General features: G+C 71.6%; 18 protein-coding genes and 1 pseudogene. 8 read left to right on the forward strand and 11 right to left on the reverse strand.

Features of this window, described 5'->3' with window-relative positions; translation table 11 throughout:
- Positions 1–56 precede the first annotated feature (56 nt).
- Complete coding sequence (locus IF54_RS0137090) at positions 57–728, forward strand: class F sortase (RefSeq protein ID WP_030327018.1); 672 nt, start codon at positions 57–59, stop codon at positions 726–728.
- A 31-nt stretch (positions 729–759) separates the two neighbouring features.
- On the opposite strand, the gene IF54_RS0137095 is transcribed toward IF54_RS0137090, so the two are convergent.
- Positions 760–1,632, reverse strand: coding sequence for a polysaccharide deacetylase family protein (locus IF54_RS0137095; RefSeq protein ID WP_030327019.1), 873 nt, complete (start codon positions 1,630–1,632; stop codon positions 760–762).
- Positions 1,633–1,941: 309 nt separating this feature from the next.
- Between IF54_RS0137095 and IF54_RS0137100 the strand changes: the two genes are divergently transcribed.
- The gene (locus IF54_RS0137100; RefSeq protein WP_030327020.1) at positions 1,942–2,403 is read left to right on the forward strand and encodes a universal stress protein; all 462 of its coding nucleotides are present in this window, start codon (positions 1,942–1,944) and stop codon (positions 2,401–2,403) included.
- 188 nt (positions 2,404–2,591) lie between these two features.
- Here IF54_RS0137100 and IF54_RS0137105 read toward each other — a convergent pair whose 3' ends face one another.
- A complete protein-coding gene (locus IF54_RS0137105) occupies positions 2,592–3,653 on the reverse strand; it encodes an isopenicillin N synthase family dioxygenase (protein ID WP_030327021.1) in 1,062 nt (353 codons plus the stop codon).
- Positions 3,654–3,834: 181 nt separating this feature from the next.
- Here IF54_RS0137105 and IF54_RS43750 point away from each other — a divergent pair.
- Positions 3,835–4,080 (forward strand): annotated as a pseudogene (locus IF54_RS43750) (amino acid permease); the annotation flags it as partial.
- Here the strand turns inward: IF54_RS43750 and IF54_RS0137110 are convergent.
- Entirely contained in the window at positions 4,078–4,893 is an 816-nt protein-coding gene (locus IF54_RS0137110) for an alpha/beta fold hydrolase (RefSeq protein WP_030327023.1), read from the reverse strand. The pseudogene IF54_RS43750 and the gene IF54_RS0137110 sit on opposite strands and share 3 nt — an antisense overlap.
- 72 nt (positions 4,894–4,965) lie before the next feature.
- Here IF54_RS0137110 and IF54_RS0137115 point away from each other — a divergent pair, with 72 nt between their 5' ends.
- On the forward strand, positions 4,966–5,442 hold the full coding sequence (locus IF54_RS0137115; protein ID WP_020135207.1) for a MarR family winged helix-turn-helix transcriptional regulator: 477 nt from the start codon (positions 4,966–4,968) through the stop codon (positions 5,440–5,442).
- A gap of 1 nt (position 5,443) precedes the next feature.
- On the opposite strand, the gene IF54_RS0137120 is transcribed toward IF54_RS0137115, so the two are convergent.
- The gene (locus IF54_RS0137120; protein ID WP_030327025.1) at positions 5,444–6,592 is read right to left on the reverse strand and encodes a CapA family protein; all 1,149 of its coding nucleotides are present in this window, start codon (positions 6,590–6,592) and stop codon (positions 5,444–5,446) included.
- Positions 6,593–6,813: 221 nt separating this feature from the next.
- Between IF54_RS0137120 and IF54_RS0137125 the strand changes: the two genes are divergently transcribed.
- The 3 genes from IF54_RS0137125 to IF54_RS0137135 all read left to right on the forward strand — a co-directional run bounded on the left by IF54_RS0137125 (position 6,814) and on the right by IF54_RS0137135 (position 8,856).
- Entirely contained in the window at positions 6,814–7,359 is a 546-nt protein-coding gene (locus IF54_RS0137125) for a sigma-70 family RNA polymerase sigma factor (protein ID WP_030327027.1), read from the forward strand.
- A gap of 146 nt (positions 7,360–7,505) precedes the next feature.
- Positions 7,506–8,021 carry a hypothetical protein gene (locus tag IF54_RS0137130; protein ID WP_030327029.1) on the forward strand — a complete coding sequence of 172 codons (516 nt, stop codon included), beginning with the start codon at positions 7,506–7,508 and terminating at the stop codon, positions 8,019–8,021.
- A 160-nt stretch (positions 8,022–8,181) separates the two neighbouring features.
- A complete protein-coding gene (locus IF54_RS0137135; RefSeq protein ID WP_030327031.1) occupies positions 8,182–8,856 on the forward strand; it encodes a zf-HC2 domain-containing protein in 675 nt (224 codons plus the stop codon).
- 24 nt (positions 8,857–8,880) lie between these two features.
- Here the strand turns inward: IF54_RS0137135 and IF54_RS0137140 are convergent, their stop codons facing one another.
- Both IF54_RS0137140 and IF54_RS0137145 read right to left on the reverse strand, forming a co-directional pair.
- Positions 8,881–9,744 carry an Fpg/Nei family DNA glycosylase gene (locus tag IF54_RS0137140; RefSeq protein ID WP_030327033.1) on the reverse strand — a complete coding sequence of 288 codons (864 nt, stop codon included), beginning with the start codon at positions 9,742–9,744 and terminating at the stop codon, positions 8,881–8,883.
- Positions 9,745–9,891: 147 nt separating this feature from the next.
- On the reverse strand, positions 9,892–11,979 hold the full coding sequence (locus IF54_RS0137145; protein WP_030327035.1) for a SpoIIE family protein phosphatase: 2,088 nt from the start codon (positions 11,977–11,979) through the stop codon (positions 9,892–9,894).
- A 212-nt stretch (positions 11,980–12,191) separates the two neighbouring features.
- Here IF54_RS0137145 and IF54_RS0137150 point away from each other — a divergent pair, with 212 nt between their 5' ends.
- The gene (locus tag IF54_RS0137150; RefSeq protein ID WP_030327037.1) at positions 12,192–13,613 is read left to right on the forward strand and encodes a lipase maturation factor family protein; all 1,422 of its coding nucleotides are present in this window, start codon (positions 12,192–12,194) and stop codon (positions 13,611–13,613) included.
- Positions 13,614–13,666: 53 nt separating this feature from the next.
- Here IF54_RS0137150 and IF54_RS0137155 read toward each other — a convergent pair whose 3' ends face one another.
- The 5 genes from IF54_RS0137155 to IF54_RS0137175 are packed head-to-tail and all read right to left on the reverse strand — an operon-like array spanning position 13,667 to position 17,862.
- The gene (locus tag IF54_RS0137155; RefSeq protein ID WP_030327038.1) at positions 13,667–14,494 is read right to left on the reverse strand and encodes an amidohydrolase family protein; all 828 of its coding nucleotides are present in this window, start codon (positions 14,492–14,494) and stop codon (positions 13,667–13,669) included.
- Positions 14,491–14,805, reverse strand: coding sequence for an L-rhamnose mutarotase (locus tag IF54_RS0137160; RefSeq protein ID WP_030327040.1), 315 nt, complete (start codon positions 14,803–14,805; stop codon positions 14,491–14,493). The genes IF54_RS0137155 and IF54_RS0137160 overlap by 4 nt, the downstream gene beginning before the upstream one ends.
- Complete coding sequence (locus IF54_RS0137165) at positions 14,802–15,764, reverse strand: aldo/keto reductase (RefSeq protein WP_030327041.1); 963 nt, start codon at positions 15,762–15,764, stop codon at positions 14,802–14,804. Before IF54_RS0137165 ends, IF54_RS0137160 begins: the two co-directional genes overlap by 4 nt.
- Positions 15,761–16,516 (reverse strand): SDR family NAD(P)-dependent oxidoreductase, encoded by a 756-nt coding sequence (locus IF54_RS0137170; protein WP_030327042.1) that lies wholly within the window; start codon positions 16,514–16,516, stop codon positions 15,761–15,763. The genes IF54_RS0137165 and IF54_RS0137170 overlap by 4 nt, the downstream gene beginning before the upstream one ends.
- Entirely contained in the window at positions 16,513–17,862 is a 1,350-nt protein-coding gene (locus IF54_RS0137175; protein ID WP_030327043.1) for an enolase C-terminal domain-like protein, read from the reverse strand. Before IF54_RS0137175 ends, IF54_RS0137170 begins: the two co-directional genes overlap by 4 nt.
- Positions 17,863–17,889 lie beyond the last annotated feature (27 nt).

Genomic DNA, 17,889 nt, shown 5'->3' on the forward strand with positions numbered 1-17,889 from the left:
TAGCGTTCTCGTATGCGCGAATGACGTGGCGACGGCCGCGTCGAGAGGGGAAGTCAATGTCTGCGTCCGAGCTGGCCGATCTGGCCGAAGTGGAGGAGCAGCGGAAGAAGCGCGCTCCCTGGGGCGTGATAGCGCTTGTTCTGCTGACCGGCCTCGCGCTCATCCGGAACGGGTCGGGGGAGTTCGACGTCGGCCCGCCCCAGCCCGCCTCGGCGGCCGCGGCGGACACCCGGGTGCACGGCACCACGTTCGGCAGCTCCCCCGCCGCCCTGCCGTTCGCCGCGCCCGACCGGGTCCTCATCCCGGCGATCCGGGTGGACGCGCCGGTGCTGCCGGTCGGCCTGGACCCGGACGGCTGGGTCGCCGCACCGCCGCCGGAGGACCCGAACCTGGCCGGCTGGTTCACCGGCGCGGTCTCCCCGGGCGAGAAGGGCACCGCCGTCGTCGTCGGCCATGTCGACAACAAACAGGGCCCCGCCGTGTTCTACGGACTCGGGGCCCTCAAGAAGGGAAATCGCATCGAGATCAGGCGCAAGGACGGAAAGACGGCGATCTTCGAGATCTACGGCATCGAGGTCTTCGAGAAGAGCAATTTCCCCGGCGACCGCGTCTACGGTTCCAAGGGCACCCCGGAATTGCGGGTCATCACCTGCGGGGGCGGTTTCTCGAAGCAGCACGGTTATGCCGGGAACGTCGTCGCGTTCGCCCGCCTGGCCGAGGTCCGCTGAGCGTTCCCCGGCCGGCGGGCCGCGTCAGCGGTTACGCGTACTGCCTCCGCGGAACGGTGATGTGATAACCGGAGTCGAGCAGCCTCGGGAGATAGTCGCGCAGCGCCCGGACACTCTGGGTGCGGTCGCCCCCGGCGTCGTGCGAGAGCACCACGACGCCGGGGGCGGCGCCGTTCTCCACCCGGCCGACGATTTTGCGGGTGCCGGGTCTGGTCCAGTCGAGGGTGTCGACCGTCCAGGCGAGGGGGTCCATGCCGAGTTCCGCGCCGAGTTGGAAGGCGGCGCGGTTCCAGGCGCCGTAGGGGGCGCGGAACCACTCGGGCCGCTCGCCGTAGCCGTCCTCGATGACATCGCAGGTGCGTTCCATCTCCGAGCGGATGCGGGACCGGGTCAGCCGGGTGAGCAGCGGGTGCGACCAGGTGTGGTTGCCGACGACGTGGCCCTCGTCCGCCATCCGGGCCAGCAGGTCCTTGTTGTCGACCGCCATCTCGCCGCACACGAAGAACATCGCGCGGACGTCGTACTCGGCGAGGGTGTCCAGGATGTGCGGGGTGTAGCGGGGGTCGGGACCGTCGTCGAAGGTCAGCACCATGGTCCGGCCGCGTCCGGACACCTTCAGCATCGGCTCGTGGCGTACGAGGGTGCGGTGGGGGGCGGCCTGCGGCGGGCCGTATCCGGTGAGGGGCTGGAGGCGGTAGGCCGACGGCTGGAGCGGACGGGCCGCGGCCGGCGGGCCGGCGGCGGGGAGAGCCGGCCGGACCGGCTTCTCGTCGCCGACCGCCGCGAACACCCCGGCCGTACCGGCGGCTCCTGCCGCGGTGACTCCGGCCACCAGGGCCCGGCGCCGGGTGAGGACCGCCGCCTTCGTCGCCGACAGTCGTGTGAGCAACTGATCCTTCGTCATGACTCATCAGTCGCCCGGCGGAGCGCAGACGCACCTCAGCAACACCGGTGCGGCGGCACGAATACACCCGCCCGGCCCAGTGAGAACGCCCCTGTCAGCCATGACGGCGCGTCAGGGCGGGCCCCTGGAGGGTGTGTCGGCCCCGGCCTCGTCCCCTCCGTCGAGGCCGGGTGCCGAGGGCGGCGGCGGGCTCCGGCGGCGCCCGGTCGCGCCCGTCCCCACGGGTGCCCCGTTCGGCCGTTCACGCACCCCCGTTGTGGCCGGTCCCGCCGGGGGTCCGGACCTGCGGGTTCCGATAGCCTCGCAGCCGTGACGGAACAGCATTCGCAGCAGTTCGAACGGGGCACGGACGGGCCCAAGGTGATCGTGGTCGGCGTGGACGGCTCCGATTCCTCGCTCCGCGCCGCCGCGTACGCCGGAGGTCTGGCCCGGCGGCAGCACGCGCTGCTCGCCGTCGTGTACGTCCAGCCGGTGCTCGCGTCGGGCGCGGCGCTCGGTGCTCCGGTGGCCGAGACGACGGACGAGATCGCCGAGGACCTGGTCGCCCAGATCCGGCAGGCGACCGAGCAGAACAAGGGGATATTCGATGTGCGCTGGGAGTTCCACACCTTCCGTGGCGACCCCTACAGCGGGCTGACGAAGGCCGCGGACGAACTCAAGGCCGACGCGGTCGTGGTGGGCGCCTCGGAGCAGGCCGGGCACCGGATCGTCGGTTCGGTCGCGGTACGTCTGGTGAAGGCGGGGCGGTGGCCGGTGACAGTGGTGCCATAGCCGACTCATGGCCGGGCGGAGGCCGGGGGGTGCCATAGCCGACTCATGGCCGGGCGGAGGTCGGTGACGGTGGTGCCGTAGCCGACTCATGGCCGGGCGGAGGTCGGTGACGGTGGTGCCGTAGCCGGGCTCCTGGCGGGGCCGCGGCCCGGTGCCGGCCCTGCCGAGTCCGGCGCACGTCGGTCGGTTCAGGTCAGTGCTTCCTCGCGCAGCCGGTCCAGCACCTTCAGCCGGCCCTCCGTCTCGATGCGGGTGGTGGTCACGCGCTCCGGATAGCAGCGCATGAACATCCGGGTGAAGTGGGTGCCGTAGTGGATGTACTCGGTGGGGTCCGCGGTGTCGAGCGGGCGGGCCACCGCGTTGAAGGCCGGTTCGTGGAAATAGGCGAGGGTGTAGCGCTCGCGCTCGGCCAGGCGGACCTTGTGCGGGGTCGACAGCAGGGCGCCGCCGGTCATGAACTGCATGATGTCGCCGGGGAAGACGGTGAGGACGGCCGGGACCGGGGTGACGTAGGTCCACGGCTCCTCGTGCTCGTGACGGCCGGCCATGGACTCGCCGGGCAGCCAGTTGCGGCCGCGCTCCTCGCCGGGTACGGGTGGCCGGACGTAGAGGCCGCCGACGTCGTCCTGGGCTGCGACGACGAGCAGGCCGTAGTCGGTGTGGGCGCCTATGCCGCGTTCGGAGCCTGCGTCGGCCGGCGGGAACCGCAGGACCCGCATGTGGTGCCAGCCGTCCGCGGTGAGCCGGGTGAAGTGGTCGGGGTCGTCCAGGCCGAGGCCGAGAGCCGTGAGCCGGAGCAGGCGGTGGCCCACCTCGCCGACGGCCGTCATGTAGCCCTTCATGGCGCGGGCGTAGCCGGGTGAGGGCCAGGGTGCGGGGCCGTGGCAGGGCCATCGGTCGATGACGCGGGGGTCGTCGGCCGGGATGTCGGGGCACACCGTGAAGATCTCCGAGCCGTCCCGCTCCCCCGCCGTCTCCTCCTCGCCGGAGGCCACGTAGCCGCTGTAGCTGAGGTCCGAGACGTACCCTGCCTTCTCCGCGAGGGGTCTGCGGCAGAAGGCCCGGGATGCCTCCAGTGCCCTTTCGGTGGCTTCCTGCTGGGCGGGGGTGGCGTGGATCTGGAAGATGCCGTCGGACTGCCAGGCGGCGATGAGCGCCCGCCCGAGGGCCCGGTCGGCGTCCGTGCCGTCCACGACGGCCGGCAGCCGGAACGTCCGCAAGGGCGGCGGCACGTGTGGGTCGGTGGTCATTCTGGAACCTCCGAGAACTCCGCTCAGTGGTTGCGGGACAAACTACTCCGACCCACGAACTGAACGGCCGTTCAGTTCACTTGCTTCCGCCGGGTATCTGCGCGGCGACTTCCGTCCCAGGCGCCCCGGTGTCGTCATGATCTGCCGTCACCCCTTTGCCGGACGCGAAGAGGTGAGGCACATGGCCCGGTTTTGGACAGGCGAGGGGATTCTCCGCCGCAAACCGGCCGAAAGCGGCGAGGAGACGGAATCCAGCGCGGCCACTGGCCTGGAACGGCCGCTCGTGCTGTGCCGGCTGACCGCAATCGGCGTAGGCGGCGTCATCGGTGCGGGCACCTTCCCTCCGTCCGGGACAGTGGCGGACGGTACGGCGGGGCCCGCAGTCCTCGTCTCCTTCCTCGTAGCGGTCGGCGTCGGCGGGGCGTCAGAGCTCGCGGAGGAAGTCCAGCAGGATCGCGTTGAACTCCTCGGGCTTCTCCAGGTTGGGGAAGTGCGACGTGCCCTCCACCAGGACCGAGCGGCCGTTGCGGGCGGTGTTCGCGAAGCGTTCGGCGTCGGCCAGCAGGTCCGGTGAGTCCAGGGTGCCGTTGACGGTGAGCACCGGGACGTCGATCTTGGGCACCCGGGCCCAGGTGTCCGTCATCGGCACATGCCAGTTCCGCTCGCCCGGGGTGTGCTTGGCGATGGTGTGCAGGGCCATCTCTCGCAGGTGGTCGAGGATGCGCGGGTCCAGCTCCTCCGCCGAGCGGAAGGGGCCGGCCGCGGAGCCGAGGAACACCTTCAGCCAGCCGTCGATGTCGCCCGAGTGCAGCGTCCGCTGGGACTCGGTGACGACTTGCCGGGTTGCCTCGTGGGTGTACTGGAAGTCGCTGACGGAGGCCCCGCTCAGGACGATCCCCCGGACCAGTTCCGGGTACTCCATCGCGGTGTCCCCGGCGACCGCCCCGCCCATCGAGACGCCGGCCAGGACGGCGGGGCCCGCGTCGAGGTGCCGCAGCAGACACGCGAGGTCGTCCGCCCAGCGGAAGGGCTCGGTCGCGTTGGCGGTCCAGCCGTGGCCGCGGATGTCCACGGCGACCACGCGGTGCTCGGCGGCCAGAGCCGGGATCTGGGCCTGGAAGAGGCGGTGGTCGACATAGCCGGCGTGCAGCAGGACCACGAGGTCACCGCTTCCGGTGTCGAGGTAGGCGATGTCCCCGTCGGCGGACGGGAAGAAGGTCAGTTCCGAAGCAACGGTCATGACAACCAAGGTGTCATCTTCTGGTGACTTTGACAACCAGGTTGTCATGATGGTCCGGTGCATGATGAGCGGGTGAACGACATCGACGCACCATTGCCGCCCGACGAACTCGGCCACCGCGTCTCCGAGGTGTTCGACCTCGTCGGCGCGCTCTACCGGCGCGGCCTGCGCAAGCTGGAGCAGGACGAGGCGATCGGCGGAGTGTCCGTCGGCGTGCGGTCCGTCCTCGTCCTGCTGCACAGGTACGGACCCATGACGGTTCCTCAGATGGCCCGGATCATGGCGCTGACCCGGCAGTTCGTGCAGCGCATGACCAATGACGCGATCGAGCGGGGCTGGACGGAGGCCACACCCAACCCCGCACACCAGCGGTCCTCGCTGATCCGGATCACGGACGAGGGCACGGACGTCATCACCGCGATCCTGGCGCGCGAGCACGCCCTCAACCGGCAGGTCGGCGGCGGCGAGCTGACCGACGCCGAACTCCGTTCGTGCGTACGCGTGTTGAAGCAGATGCTGAAGACCTTCGACCACGTGGACATGGACTGAGCTACTGCCCCATGGTGAGCCCCGCCTTCGCCGCGCCCCGGCTCAGCACCACCTCCCGGATGCGGTCGCGCACGCCGTCCAGGTCGGCGCCCTGCGCGATCGCGCGGTTCAGGTTCACCACCCGTCCCGCGTCCACGTCGAACATCTGCGGCACGAACTCCGCCCTGGTGACCCGCCAGCGCCCGCCCGGCCGGGCCGGCGGGACGAAGGTGAAGCGGCCGAGGGTGGACTGGTTGCCGCGCGGGTCCTGGGCGCCCTCGTGGTTGAACATCTCGCCGGCGATCTGGTCGCCCATGCCGTAGACCACCCAGGTGCCGTTGACCTTCTCGTACGCCTGCGGGACATGGGCGTGGGTGCCGAGGATCAGGTCGATGTCGGGGCGCCCGCCGGTGCGGGCCGCGGTGAGGTCGCGGGCCAGCGCCTTCTGCTGCTCGTCGGGCGCGTTCTGCCATTCGGTGCCCCAGTGCAGCGATACGACGACCACGTCGGCGCCCGCCTTCCGGGCGGCCCGGGCGTCCGCGAGGATCTTGTTCTCGTCCATCAGGTTGACCGCCCAGGGCTGCCCCTGGGGCATCGGGAAGCCGTTGGTGTCGTTGGTGTAGGCGAGGTGGGCCACCTTCGCGGCCCCGGCGCGCAGCACGGTGACCGTGCGCGCCTCCGCCTCGTCGCGGGCCGATCCGGCGTGCCGTACGCCCGCGCGGTCGAGCGCGTCGAGGGTGCGGCGGATGCCGTCGGCGCCGTCGTCGAGGCTGTGGTTGGAGGCGGTCGAGCAGCCGTCGTAGCCGGTGGCGGCGAGCGCCTGGGCCACCTCGGGCGGGGACTTGAAGGTCGGGTAGCCGGTGTAGTTCCCGTTCGCGCCGTAGACGGTCTCCATGTGACACAGCGCCAGATCCGCGCGGGAGACGACGGACCGGATCCCGGCCAGCATCGGACGGAAGTCGTAGCCGTTGCCGCCCGCGTCGAAACGGGCCCGGTCGATGATCGAGCTGTGCGGCAGGACGTCGCCGGAGGCGACGAGCGTGAAGCCGCGCGGTGCGGCGGCGGCCGGGGCGGGACGCCCGGGTGTCGCGTGGTCGTGCGCCTGGCAGGCCGCTCCTCCGGCGAGAAGGACGGTGAGGGCCAGGGCAACCTGCTGTCTGCGTGCAATCATCAGCTCACCCCATCGAGGTCATATTTACTGACGAATAGGTATGAGTTGGTCCGTGTCCGCAAACGGTCTGACCGTCTTCTTGACCCGTCCGGGGCGCACGGGACGCGGACGGAACGCGGAACGAACCGTTCATCGAACCGTTCGTCGACGCGATCGACCGCCCGCCGCAGATCCTTGTGCGTGGCCTGTCCCCCGGCCCCGCACTGAGGTGCCATACGGCCATGACGGCCGGGACCACGCTCACGAACGGGACGACCGCCGAGCACGAGCTCGCCGCATTGCAGCGGGAGCACGGCCGGCCCCTCTTCGCGCTTCTGCTCCGGCTCAGCGACGGCGACCGGCAACGCGCCGAGGACCTCGTGCAGGAGACCCTCGTCCGCGCCTGGCAGCATCCCGAGGCGTTGCGCGCCGACGACTTCGACTCCGTACGGCCCTGGCTCATGACGGTGGGACGGCGGCTGGCGATCGACGCGCGGCGGGCCCGGCAGGCGCGTCCGGCCGAGGTCGGCGACGCGGTGCTGGAGAACGCGCGCGTGTGCGCCGATCACGCGGAGCGGGCGGCCGCGGCCCTCGACGTACGCGAGGCTGTGAAGACACTCACTCCGGAACACCGTGAAGTCCTGGTGCTGGTGTACTTCCAGGGGGCAAGTGTGGCGGAAGCCGCCGAAATCCTCGGAATCCCGCCCGGTACGGTGAAGTCCCGCGCGTACTACGCGCTGCGCGCCCTGCGCCGGGTGCTTCCGGGATACGCGGCCGACCTGCGGTGAAACCAACGGGAAAGTCAAACCTCCGTAAAGCGCCTTGCTGAGGACCCCGGTTGAGTAATCGGCTGTCCTCATCCGTGTTCCGGATGGGCCTCCCACAGAGGCCCGGCGACGGGCGACGCGCACGCACCGGAGGAAGGCAGGCAAGGATGCTGCACAGAGGTCAACAGAGCACGGACGGCACCGGCGGCGGCGAACTCGTCGTTCCCATGGCCTGGTTGTACGCCGAGTACATCGCCGACGAACTGCTGCGTTCCGGCGATCTGATGCCACCGACGTCCTTCGAGTTCCGGGCCGGGCGGGACGCGCTCGCGCTGACCGTCTTCCTCGCCGACACCGAGAACGAGCTCTCCGGCATCCAGGTGGTCTCCCAGTTGGAGAACTGGCTGTCGCTGACCGCGTACGACCAGCCGTGGCAGGACTGGGTCTGTGAGCGGATGGCCGCGCTGACGGCCGAGGCGGTGGCCTCGGGCGAACCGGTGCCGGACCTGGAACTCGCGGCGTCGGCCTGGCGCTGGCTGGAGGAGACCGAGCTGCTCGCCCCCGATCTCAACGCCGTTCCGGGCGGCGGGGCGGGGCTCGGTGAAGACGAGGGGCCGAAGGTCTGGACGCCCGCGTGGCAACTCGGCCTGCCGCTCGGCCACCTGGCCATCCACCTGTTCTAGGTGTTCCGGATTCTTTTCGATTCGGACCAATCCGCGGGGCCGACCACTCCGAATCCCTTGGTCACGATTCTGCGTACCCCTTGAGTGATTCGGCGGGCTGGTGCGTACCGGTGGGAGCAACGAGTAACCCCACCCACACCCAACGGCACGAGGTTTCCGCATGAGGTCCTTGGAGAGGCATCGCGACGTCGGCGCGTACGCGCTCGGCGTGCTGGACGAGGCGGAGGCCTTCCGCTTCGAGGACCACCTCATGGAGTGCCCCCGGTGCGCGGCACACGTGACGGAGTTCGGTCCGGTGACCCGGCAGATGATGCTGTACCGCCGGGCGACGCCCCGGGTCGTGCACCCGATGGCGCAGCCGGGCCCCCAGCTGCTCAACCGGCTCCTCGGCGAGGTCGCCACCCGGCAGCGGGCGCGCCGCAGGCGGCTGGTGTTCGCCCTGGCCGCCTCGGTGGTCCTCGCGGTGGGCGGCCCCACGCTCGCCCTGGCGGCCGGCGGCGACTCCTCACGGAACGCCGAGGCGGCCCCGCGGACCAGCAGCGTCGAGGCCACCGACGCCAAGTCCGGGGTGTGGGCCCAGGTCGTCACCGAGGACGAGGACTGGGGCACCGCGGTGGAGCTCAAGGTGAAGGACGAGTCCGGCCCCCGCTCCTGTCACCTCGTCGCGATCAGCCGCGACGGCACGGAGGAGACCGTGACCGGCTGGAACGCCACCGGGCACGCCTCCGAGGACAACACCATGATGGGCAGCTCCACCTTCCACGCCGACCAGATCGACCGCTACGAGGTCCGCACGGCGCGCGGCGAGCACCTGGTGACCCTCGACCCCAGCTGACGCCGGCCCCGGAGTGAGTTCAGGTCACTTCAGCAGCCGGGACAGTCTGCGGTCCGCGAGCGGCTTGCCGCCGGTCTGGCAGGTCGGGCAGTACTGGAGCGAGGAGTCGCTGAAGGAGACCTCGCGGATGGTGTCGCCGCACACGGGACAGGGTTCACCGGTGCGGCCGTGGACCCGCAGGCCCGACTTCTTCTCCGCCTTCAGACGTCCCGCCGCGACACCCCGGGACCGCTCGACCGCCTCGGTGAGGGTGGTCCGCAGCGCCTCGTAGAGCCTGCCGGTCTCCTCAGCGGTGAGGGTCGCGGTGGGCTTGAAGGGGGACATCCTCGCGGCGTGCAGGATCTCGTCACTGTAGGCGTTGCCGACACCCGCGATCAGGCCCTGGTCGCGCAGGGCACCCTTGATCTGCCGCCGCTCCCCCTTCAGCAGTGCCGCCAGGCGGGCCTCGTCGAAGTCTTCGGCGAGGGGGTCGGGGCCGAGCCGGGCGATGCCGGGGACCTCCTGCGGGTCGGCCACGACGTACACCGCGAGGCGCTTCTGGGTGCCCGCCTCCGTCAGGTCGAAGCCGGCGCCGGTCTCCACGGCCACGCGCAGGGCGAGGGGGCCCTTTCCGGGGCGGGGCGGGCCGCTCGGGAGCTGGTCCTTCCAGTGCAGCCAGCCCGCCCGGGCCAGATGGGTGACGACGTGCGGGCCACCGTCGGTCTCCAGGTCGAGGAACTTGCCGTGGCGGTGCACGGCGACGACCTCGTGGCCCTCGACGGCGGTGGGCGGGGGGTCGTACGTCTTCAGGACGCTGATGGCGACCGGCAGCACGCGCACGATCTCGTGGCCGACCAGGTTCTCGGTGAGGAAGTCCTTGAGCGCTTCGACCTCGGGGAGTTCCGGCATACGTCCAGAGTGCCACCGGTGACGGCGGGGGTCAGGTCAGCGCCGCTCTCGTACGAGGGGATCGCGGCGGTGATCAGCGCCGCTCCGGTACGACGGGATCGCGGCCGTGGTCAGCACCACTCCGGTACGACGGGATCGCGGCCGTGGTCAGCGCCGGTCCCGTACGGCGAACTCGCACCACACGCACTTGCCGCGGCCCCGCGCCTCCACGCCCCACACGTCGCTGAGCAGGTCGACCAGGAGCAGCCCGCGGCCGGAGACCCCCGACTCGCCCGCGTCCCGGCGCCGCGGCAGGGCGCTGGAGGAGTCCTCGACCTCGACGCGAATCCGCCGGTCGGGGCCGGTCAGGGCCCGTAGCGTGACGATCGCGGCGCCCTCGGTGTGCATCAGGGCGTTGGTGATCAGCTCGTCGGCGACCAGTTCGATCTCGTCGGAACGCTCCCGCGCGCCCCAGGCGGCGACCGCGGCCCGGATCATGTGCCGGGCCTGCATGAGGGCCTCGGGGTCCCCGGACGCCACATGCTGCCGGAGGCGGCCGCCGGACTGCTGGGAGTCGGGAGCGCGGCGGCGCAGCAGGAGCAGGGCCACGTCGTCGTCCCCGCCGCGTTCCTCGGCCACGTCGATGAGCTTGTCGGCGAGTTCCCACACGTCCTCGGGGCCCACGGCGATGAGACCGATGAGGGTCCGCATGCCGTCGTCGAGGTCGGCGCCGGGCATTTCGACCAGCCCGTCGGTGCACAGCAACAGCGTGTCCCCCGGTTCGAGTTCGAGGGTGGCGACGGGGTAGTCGAGCTGTCCGAACTCGGCGGACAGACCGAGCGGCAGCCCCCCGTCCACGGTCACCCGGCGGCAGCTGCCCCCGGCCTGCCGGACCAGCGGGTCGATGTGGCCCGCCCGGACCACCTGGACGACTCCGGTGTCCAGGTCGGCCTCGGCATACAGGCAGGTCGCGAAGCGGTCGGTGTCCAGTTCGTGGAGGAAGACGGAGGCGCGGGCCATGACGGTGGCCGGGGTGTGGCCCTCGGCGGCATAGGCCCTCAGGACGATCCGCAGCTGGCCCATGACGGCCGCCGCGTGCGTGTCGTGGCCCTGGACGTCCCCGATGACGGCACCGACCCGGCCGCCGGGCAGCGGGATCAGGTCGTACCAGTCGCCGCCGATGTCCCGGCCGAGGGAGCCGTCGGCGGAGGCGGCCCGGTAGCGGACGGCCACGTCGCTGCCGGGGACGCTGGGGATGGTCCGGGGCAGCATGGCCTGCTGGAGGCCGGTGGCGAGGTCCTTCTCCTGCTCGTAGAGCATGGCCCGCATCAGGCTCTGGGCGATGCTGCTGCCGAGGGCGATGAGAACGTTGCGGTCCTCGGGGGTGAAGCCGTGGCGGTCGCTGTAGAGCAGGCCCATGGCGCCGATGGGACGCGCTTCGGCGATGAGCGGGAGGTAGGCGGCGGAGGTGATGTTGAGGCCGGTGATGTGCGGCCACAGGATCGGGTAGCGGTCGGCGAACTCCTCCGGCGACTCGATGAACCGCGGGCTGAGCGTGCGCACGGCCTCGCTCATCGGGTACGGCTCGTCGATCCGGGTGATGTCGGTGCCGGGCACGAAGCTGCCCGCGGGGCCCTCGGCGATCAGCCGGATCCGGCCCGCCTCGACGAGCCCCATGACCAGGCTGGTGGCGCCGAGGTGGGTGAGGCCGTGGGTGTCCTTGAGCACGTCGATGACGTCCTGGACGGTCCGGGCGTGGGCCAGGGCGGCGGTGGTGAGCTGGACGACGCTGGTCTGCCGGCGAAGGGCCTCGTCCTGGGCGGCCAGTTCCCGGCGGGCCTCCAGCTCGCCCATCTCCTGGGTGGCGTCGCGCACGATGCCGACGATCCGGCGCGGCCGACCCGTCTCGTCCCGCCGGATGTAGCCCTGGGTGTGCGTCCAGCGCAGGGTGCCGTCGCGGCAGCGCAGCCGGAAGTAGGTGCCGTAGTTCTCGCTGCCGTCCTTGATGGCCTTGGCGACCAGGGCGTCGAGCCGGTGCGCCTCGCCCCTGGGCACCCGCACGCCGAGGGTCATCGGGTTGCCGTCGTACTCGTCGTGGCGCAGGTCGAAGACCTCGTGGGCCTGGGCGTCCATGTGGAGCAGGCCGCTGTCGAGGTCCCAGTCGAAGCTGCCCATGCGGTTGAGCGCCAGGATCGGATCCGGGTGGGCGGGCCAGTCGTCCGGGAGTGCCAGGGCGCTCGCTCCCCGATCAACCATGGGCCCACCTTGCCAGGAATCGCCCGATTATTCGACCGGGGAGGGCAAGGTTGTCGGGGACGGCGCTCCTCGGGACTGCTGAGCCGGAGGAGGCCGTCGGGGCGCTTCCCCGGGCCGCCTCGCGCGCCCGTTCGGGTTGCGCAGGCGGAGAGGAGGTACACGGAGAGTCACCCTGGGTGTCCGGCGCGACAATGGAGGCAGGAGCGAGACGCGTGGACTGGTTCACCGCACCCGACTACTGGCTGAGCCGGCTGGTCTTCCAGCGGGCTCTTGCCGGGCTGTACTTCGTCGCGTTCCTGGCCGCGGCTCTCCAGTTCAGGGCGCTGATCGGGGAACGCGGCATGCTGCCGGTCCGGCGATTCGTCGCCCGGGTGCCCTTCCGCAAGGCGCCGAGCCTCTTCCAACTGCACTACTCGGACCGGTTCTTCGCGGGCTGCGCGTGGACGGGCTGCGGAGTGGCCCTCGCGCTGGCGGCGGGGCTCGACTCGTGGCTGCCGCTGTGGGCCGGGATGCTGCTCTGGCTGCTGCCGTGGCTGCTGTACCTGTCGATCGTCAACGTCGGCCAGACCTGGTACGGCTTCGGCTGGGAGTCGTTGCTCCTGGAGGTCGGCTTCCTCGCGGTGTTCCTCGGCAACGACGAAGTCGCCCCGCCGGTCGTGGTGTTGCTCCTGCTGCGCTGGATCCTGTTCCGGGTCGAGTTCGGTGCCGGGCTCATCAAGATGCGGGGTGACGCGTGCTGGCGCAAGCTCACCTGCCTCTACCACCACCACGAGACCCAGCCGATGCCGGGCCCGCTGAGCTGGTGGTTCCACCATCTCCCCCGCCCCCTGCACCGGGTGGAGGCGGCCGCGAACCACGTCACGCAACTCGCCGTGCCGTTCTTCCTGTTCGCCCCGCAGCCGATCGCCACGGCCGCCGCCTCGCTGATGATCCTGACCCAGCTGTGGCTGGTGCTCTCGGGCAACTTCGCCTGGCTGAACTGGATCACGATCGTGCTGGCGGTGCCGGCGCTGCACCTTCCGGGCGAGGCACCGGATGTGCCCGCCGCGCCGCTCTGGTTCGAGGTCGTGGTCATCGCCGTCGCCGCGCTGCTCCTCGGCCTGAGCTACCACCCGGTCCGCAACATGCTCTCCCGCAGGCAGATCATGAACCGCTCCTTCGACCCGCTGCACCTGGTCAACACCTACGGCGCGTTCGGCAGCGTCAGCCGGATCCGCCACGAGGTGGTCGTGGAGGGCACGACGGACGACGTGCCGCGTCGGGACTCGGAGTGGAAGGAGTACCAGTTCAAGGGCAAGCCGGGTGATCCGCACCGTTGGCCGCGCCAGTTCGCGCCCTACCATCTGCGCCTGGACTGGATGATGTGGTTCGCGGCGCTCTCCCCCGCCTACGCCGACGCGTGGTTCGGCACGATGGCCGAACGGCTCCTGGAGAACGACCCCGCCACCCTGCGACTCCTGCGCCACTCCCCGTTCCCGGCCGATTCCCCGCCCCGCTACGTCCGCGCCCGCCTGTTCCGCTACCGGTTCACGACGTGGCGGGAGCGGAGGCGGACGGGGGCGTGCTGGGAGCGGACGTATGTACGGGATTTCCTGCCGCCGACACGGTTGGCAGGGGTGTCTCAGAGGCCGTAGACGCGGCCGGCGGGGGTGGCCCACAGGCCGTAGACGCGGCCGACGGGGGTGGCTCACAGGCCGTAGACGCGGGTGGCGGTGGCAGCGAGGACCTGGTCGGCGTCGCCCTCACCGATCAGCTCCCGGGCGGTGACCAGTACATCGTCATAGGTCGCCTCCGACGTGCACACCGGCCAGTCCGAGCCGTACATCACGCGGTCCGGGCCGAAGGCGTCCAGGACCGTGTCGGCGTAGGGGCGCAGGTCGTCGACGGTCCAGTGCGCGGGGTCGGCCTCCGTGACCATGCCGGAGAGCTTGCAGACGGTGTTGGGGAGGGCCGCGAGGGCGCGGAGGTCGCTCGCCCAGGGCTCCAGGGCACCGGAGGCGATGGGGGGCTTGCCCAGGTGGTCCAGGACGAAGGTGAGGTGGGGCAGGGACTCGGCCGCCTCGACGCAGGCGGCCAGCTGGGGCGGCAGCACGACCAGGTCGTAGAGCAGGCCCGCCTCGGCGACCGCCGCGAGGCCGCGCAGGACCTCCGGGCGCAGCAACCACCGCGGGTCCGGCTCGCCCTGGACCTGATGGCGGATGCCCTTGAGGAAGGAGCCGCCGGGGAGGGCGCGGAGACGGGCGAGGTCGTCGGCGACATCGGGGCGGGTGAGGTCGGTCCAGCCGACGACCCCCGCGATCAGGTCGTGCCCGGCCGCGAGAGCGAGGAACTCCGGGGTCTCCTCGGGCACGGTGACCGTCTGGACGAGGACGGTACGGTCGACCCCGGCGGCGCGGGCCTCGGCGGCGAGGTCCTCGACGGTGAAGGTCCGTCGCAGCGGGCTGTCCGCGGCGATCCAGTCCTGGTCCCGCACCGCCAGGTCCCACACGTGGTGGTGCGCGTCCACGACCGTCACGGCAGCTCCCACACCACCGGCAGGCCGGCGGCGGCGCCCTCGTCCGAGTAGTCGTGGACCACGTCCAGGAGTTCGGCCATCCGGGCCTGCCAGGTGACGTTCACCGGCAGTTTCTCGAGTTCGGCGAGGAGGCGGCCGTAGTCCTCGCACTCCAGGACGTGGAACAGGTCGGTGCCGCTGCGCCAGATCGTCCAGGAGGAGGCCCCGGCCGCGCGGATCGCGTCGGTGAGTTCGACCGGGACCTCGCGGTGGGCGGCCTCGTACTCGTCGATGCGGTCGGCGCGGACCGTGGTGTGCAGGGCGACTCTCATGTGTGGTCCTCCAGTAGTCCCGTGTCCCGCAGTTCCTGCCAGAAGGTCTCCGGCACCGCCACCGCGAACTGGTCGGCGCAGTCGTGCACCTCGGCCGCCGAGCGGGCGCCCACCAGGACGCTCGCGACGGCCGGGTGGGCCGCGCAGAAGGCGAGGGCGGCGGTCCGCAGGCTGATGCCGTGCCGGCCGGCGATCTCCTTCATGCGCAGCGCCTTGTCGAGCAACTCGGTCGGCGCAGCGGTGTAGTTGTACGTCGCTCCCGGCTGCGGATCGGCCAGCAGACCGGAGTTGAAGGCGCCGCCGACGATCACCGACACACCCCGCTCGACGGCCGCGGGCAGGAGTGCGTCCAGCGCGCTCCGGTCGAGCAGGGTGTAGCGGCCCGCGCACAGCACCACGTCCACGTCGGTCTCGCGGACGAAGCGGGTGAGCATCTCCACCTGGTTCATCCCGGCGCCGATCGCCCCCACCACACCCTCCGAGCGCAGCTTCTCCAGGGCCGGGTAGCCCTCCCGGAAGGCCGCTTCGGCATGGTCGTCGGGGTCGTGCAGGTAGACGACGTCCACCCGGTCCAGGCCCAGCCGTTCGAGGCTCGCCTCGAGGGTGCGTCGTACGCCGTCCTCGGTGAAGTCCCAGACGCGGCGCCGTGTCGCCGGGACCGCGAAGCCGTTGGCGAGGTCGTCGCCGCCCGCGCCGGAGGGCTCCAGACGGCGGCCGACCTTGGTGGAGACGGTGAACTCCGCGCGCGGGTACGCCTTCAGGACCTCGCCGAGCCGCTGTTCCGACAGGCCCAGACCGTAGTGCGGGGCGGTGTCGAAGTAGCGGATGCCGCGCTCCCAGGCGGCGGTCACCGCCTCGTGGGCCTGCTCGTCGCTCACCTCGGTGAAGAGGTTGCCGACGGCCGCCCCGCCGAAGGCCAGTCGGCTGACCTCGACTCCGCTGCGCCCGAGGGTGCTCACTGGCCCGCCGGGCGCAGGCGCAGGCCCCGCATGCCGCCGTCGACGGCCAGCGAGGTGCCGGTGGTGGCGCCGGAGAGGGGGCTCGCCAGGTAGGCGACAGCGCCCGCGACCTCGTCGGCCGAGACGAGTCGGCCGGTGGGCTGACGGGCCTCCAGTGCGGCGCGTTCGGCGGCCGGGTCGGCGGCACCGGCGAGCAGGCGGCCGACCCAGGGGGTGTCCACCGTGCCGGGGTTGACGCAGTTCACGCGGATGCCCTCACGGACGTGGTCGGCGGCCATCGCGAGGGTCAGGGCCTGCACGGCCCCCTTGGTCGCGCTGTACAGCGCCCGCTGCGGCAGGCCCGCGGTGGCCGCGATGGAGGAGGTGTTCACGATCGCCGGGTGCGCGGACTCTCGCAGATGAGGGAGCGCGGCGCGGGTCACCCGGACCATGCCGACGACGTTGACGTCGTAGACGCGGTGCCACTCCGCGTCGTCGTTGTCGGCCACGGTGCCCTGGGCGCCGATGCCCGCGTTGTTGACCAGGACGTCGAGGCCGCCGAGATCGGCGGCGGCCGCCGCGACGGCCGCACGCACGGAGTCGTCGTCGGTGACGTCGGCGCGGTAGCCCCGGAGCGGCTTCTCCACCGCGGACGGATCCAGGTCGAGGACGGCGACCTGGGCGCCGCGCGCGGCCAGGAGTTCGGCCGTGGCCCGGCCGATGCCGGAGGCCCCGCCGGTCACCAGGGCCTTGAGACCCTCGAAGTCGCTCATGCCGCCTGCCCCTTCTTCCGTGTGTCGTCGGCGAGATCTTCTGCCCAGAAGGCGCCGTCCGGGAACGTGTAGCGCGCGATGGACTCCGGGTACATCTCGGCGGAGAGCCCGGGAGCGGTGGGTGCCGTGTAGTGGCCGTCCCTGATCACCACGGGGTCCTGGAAGTGGTCGTGCAGATGGTCGACGTACTCGATGACCCGGTCCTCGGTGGTGCCGGTGACGGCCACGTAGTCGAACATCGAGAGGTGCTGGACGAGTTCGCACAGGCCGACGCCGCCCGCGTGCGGGCAGACCGGGACGCCGAACTTGGCGGCGAGCAGCAGGACGGCGAGGTTCTCGTTGACGCCGCCGACGCGGGCCGCGTCGATCTGGACGACGTCGACGGCCCCGGCCTGGAGGAGCTGCTTGAAGACGACCCGGTTCTGGACGTGCTCGCCGGTGGCGACCTTGACCGGGGCGACGGCCTTGCGGACGGCCGCGTGGCCGAGGACGTCGTCGGGGCTGGTGGGCTCCTCGATCCAGTACGGGTCGAACTCGGCGAGGGCCCGGGTCCAGCGGATCGCCTCGTCCACGTCCCAGCGCTGGTTCGCGTCGATCGCCATGCGGATGCCGGGGCCGACGACCCGGCGGGCGACCCGGCAGCGCCGTACGTCGTCCTCCAGGTCCGCGCCGACCTTCAGCTTGATCTGCCGGAAGCCGTCGGCGACGGCCTGGGCGGCGAGCCGGGTGAGCTTCTCGTCGTCGTAGCCGAGCCAGCCGGGGGAGGTGGTGTAGGCGGGGTAGCCCCGGTCCAGTAGCCGCGCGGATCTTTCCCGGGCGCCCTCCCGGCCCCGGCGCAGGATGTCCAGCGCCTCCTCGGGGGTGAGCGCGTCCGTGAGGTAGCGGAAGTCGATCTGGCCGACCAGCCATTCGGGGTCGCTCTCGGCGAGCAGCCGCCACAGGGGCTTCTCGGCGCGCTTGGCCGCCAGGTCCCACACGGCGTTGACGACCGCGCCGATCGCCATGTGCATCACGCCCTTCTCGGGCCCGAGCCAGCGCAGTTGGCTGTCGCCGACGAGGTCGCGGTACAACGTGCCCGGGTCCGCGCACAGTTGGTCGACGGACCGTCCGACCACGTGGCCGCGCAACGCCTGGATCGCGGCGACCTGGACATCGTTGCCACGCCCGATGGTGAAGGTGAAGCCGTGCCCCTCGTGCCGGTCGGACGCGTCGGTGCGCAGCACGACGTAGGCCGCCGAGTAGTCGGGGTCCGGGTTCATCGCGTCGGAGCCGTCGAGCTCCCGCGAGGTGGGGAAGCGGATGTCGTAGGTGTCTACCGCGGTGATGCGGGCGGTGGTCGGGGACACGGAGTGCCTTTCGGTTGGGTGCGGGGG

The organism is Streptomyces sp. NRRL B-3229 (assembly GCF_000719505.1).
Taxonomy (GTDB): domain Bacteria; phylum Actinomycetota; class Actinomycetes; order Streptomycetales; family Streptomycetaceae; genus Streptomyces; species Streptomyces griseorubiginosus.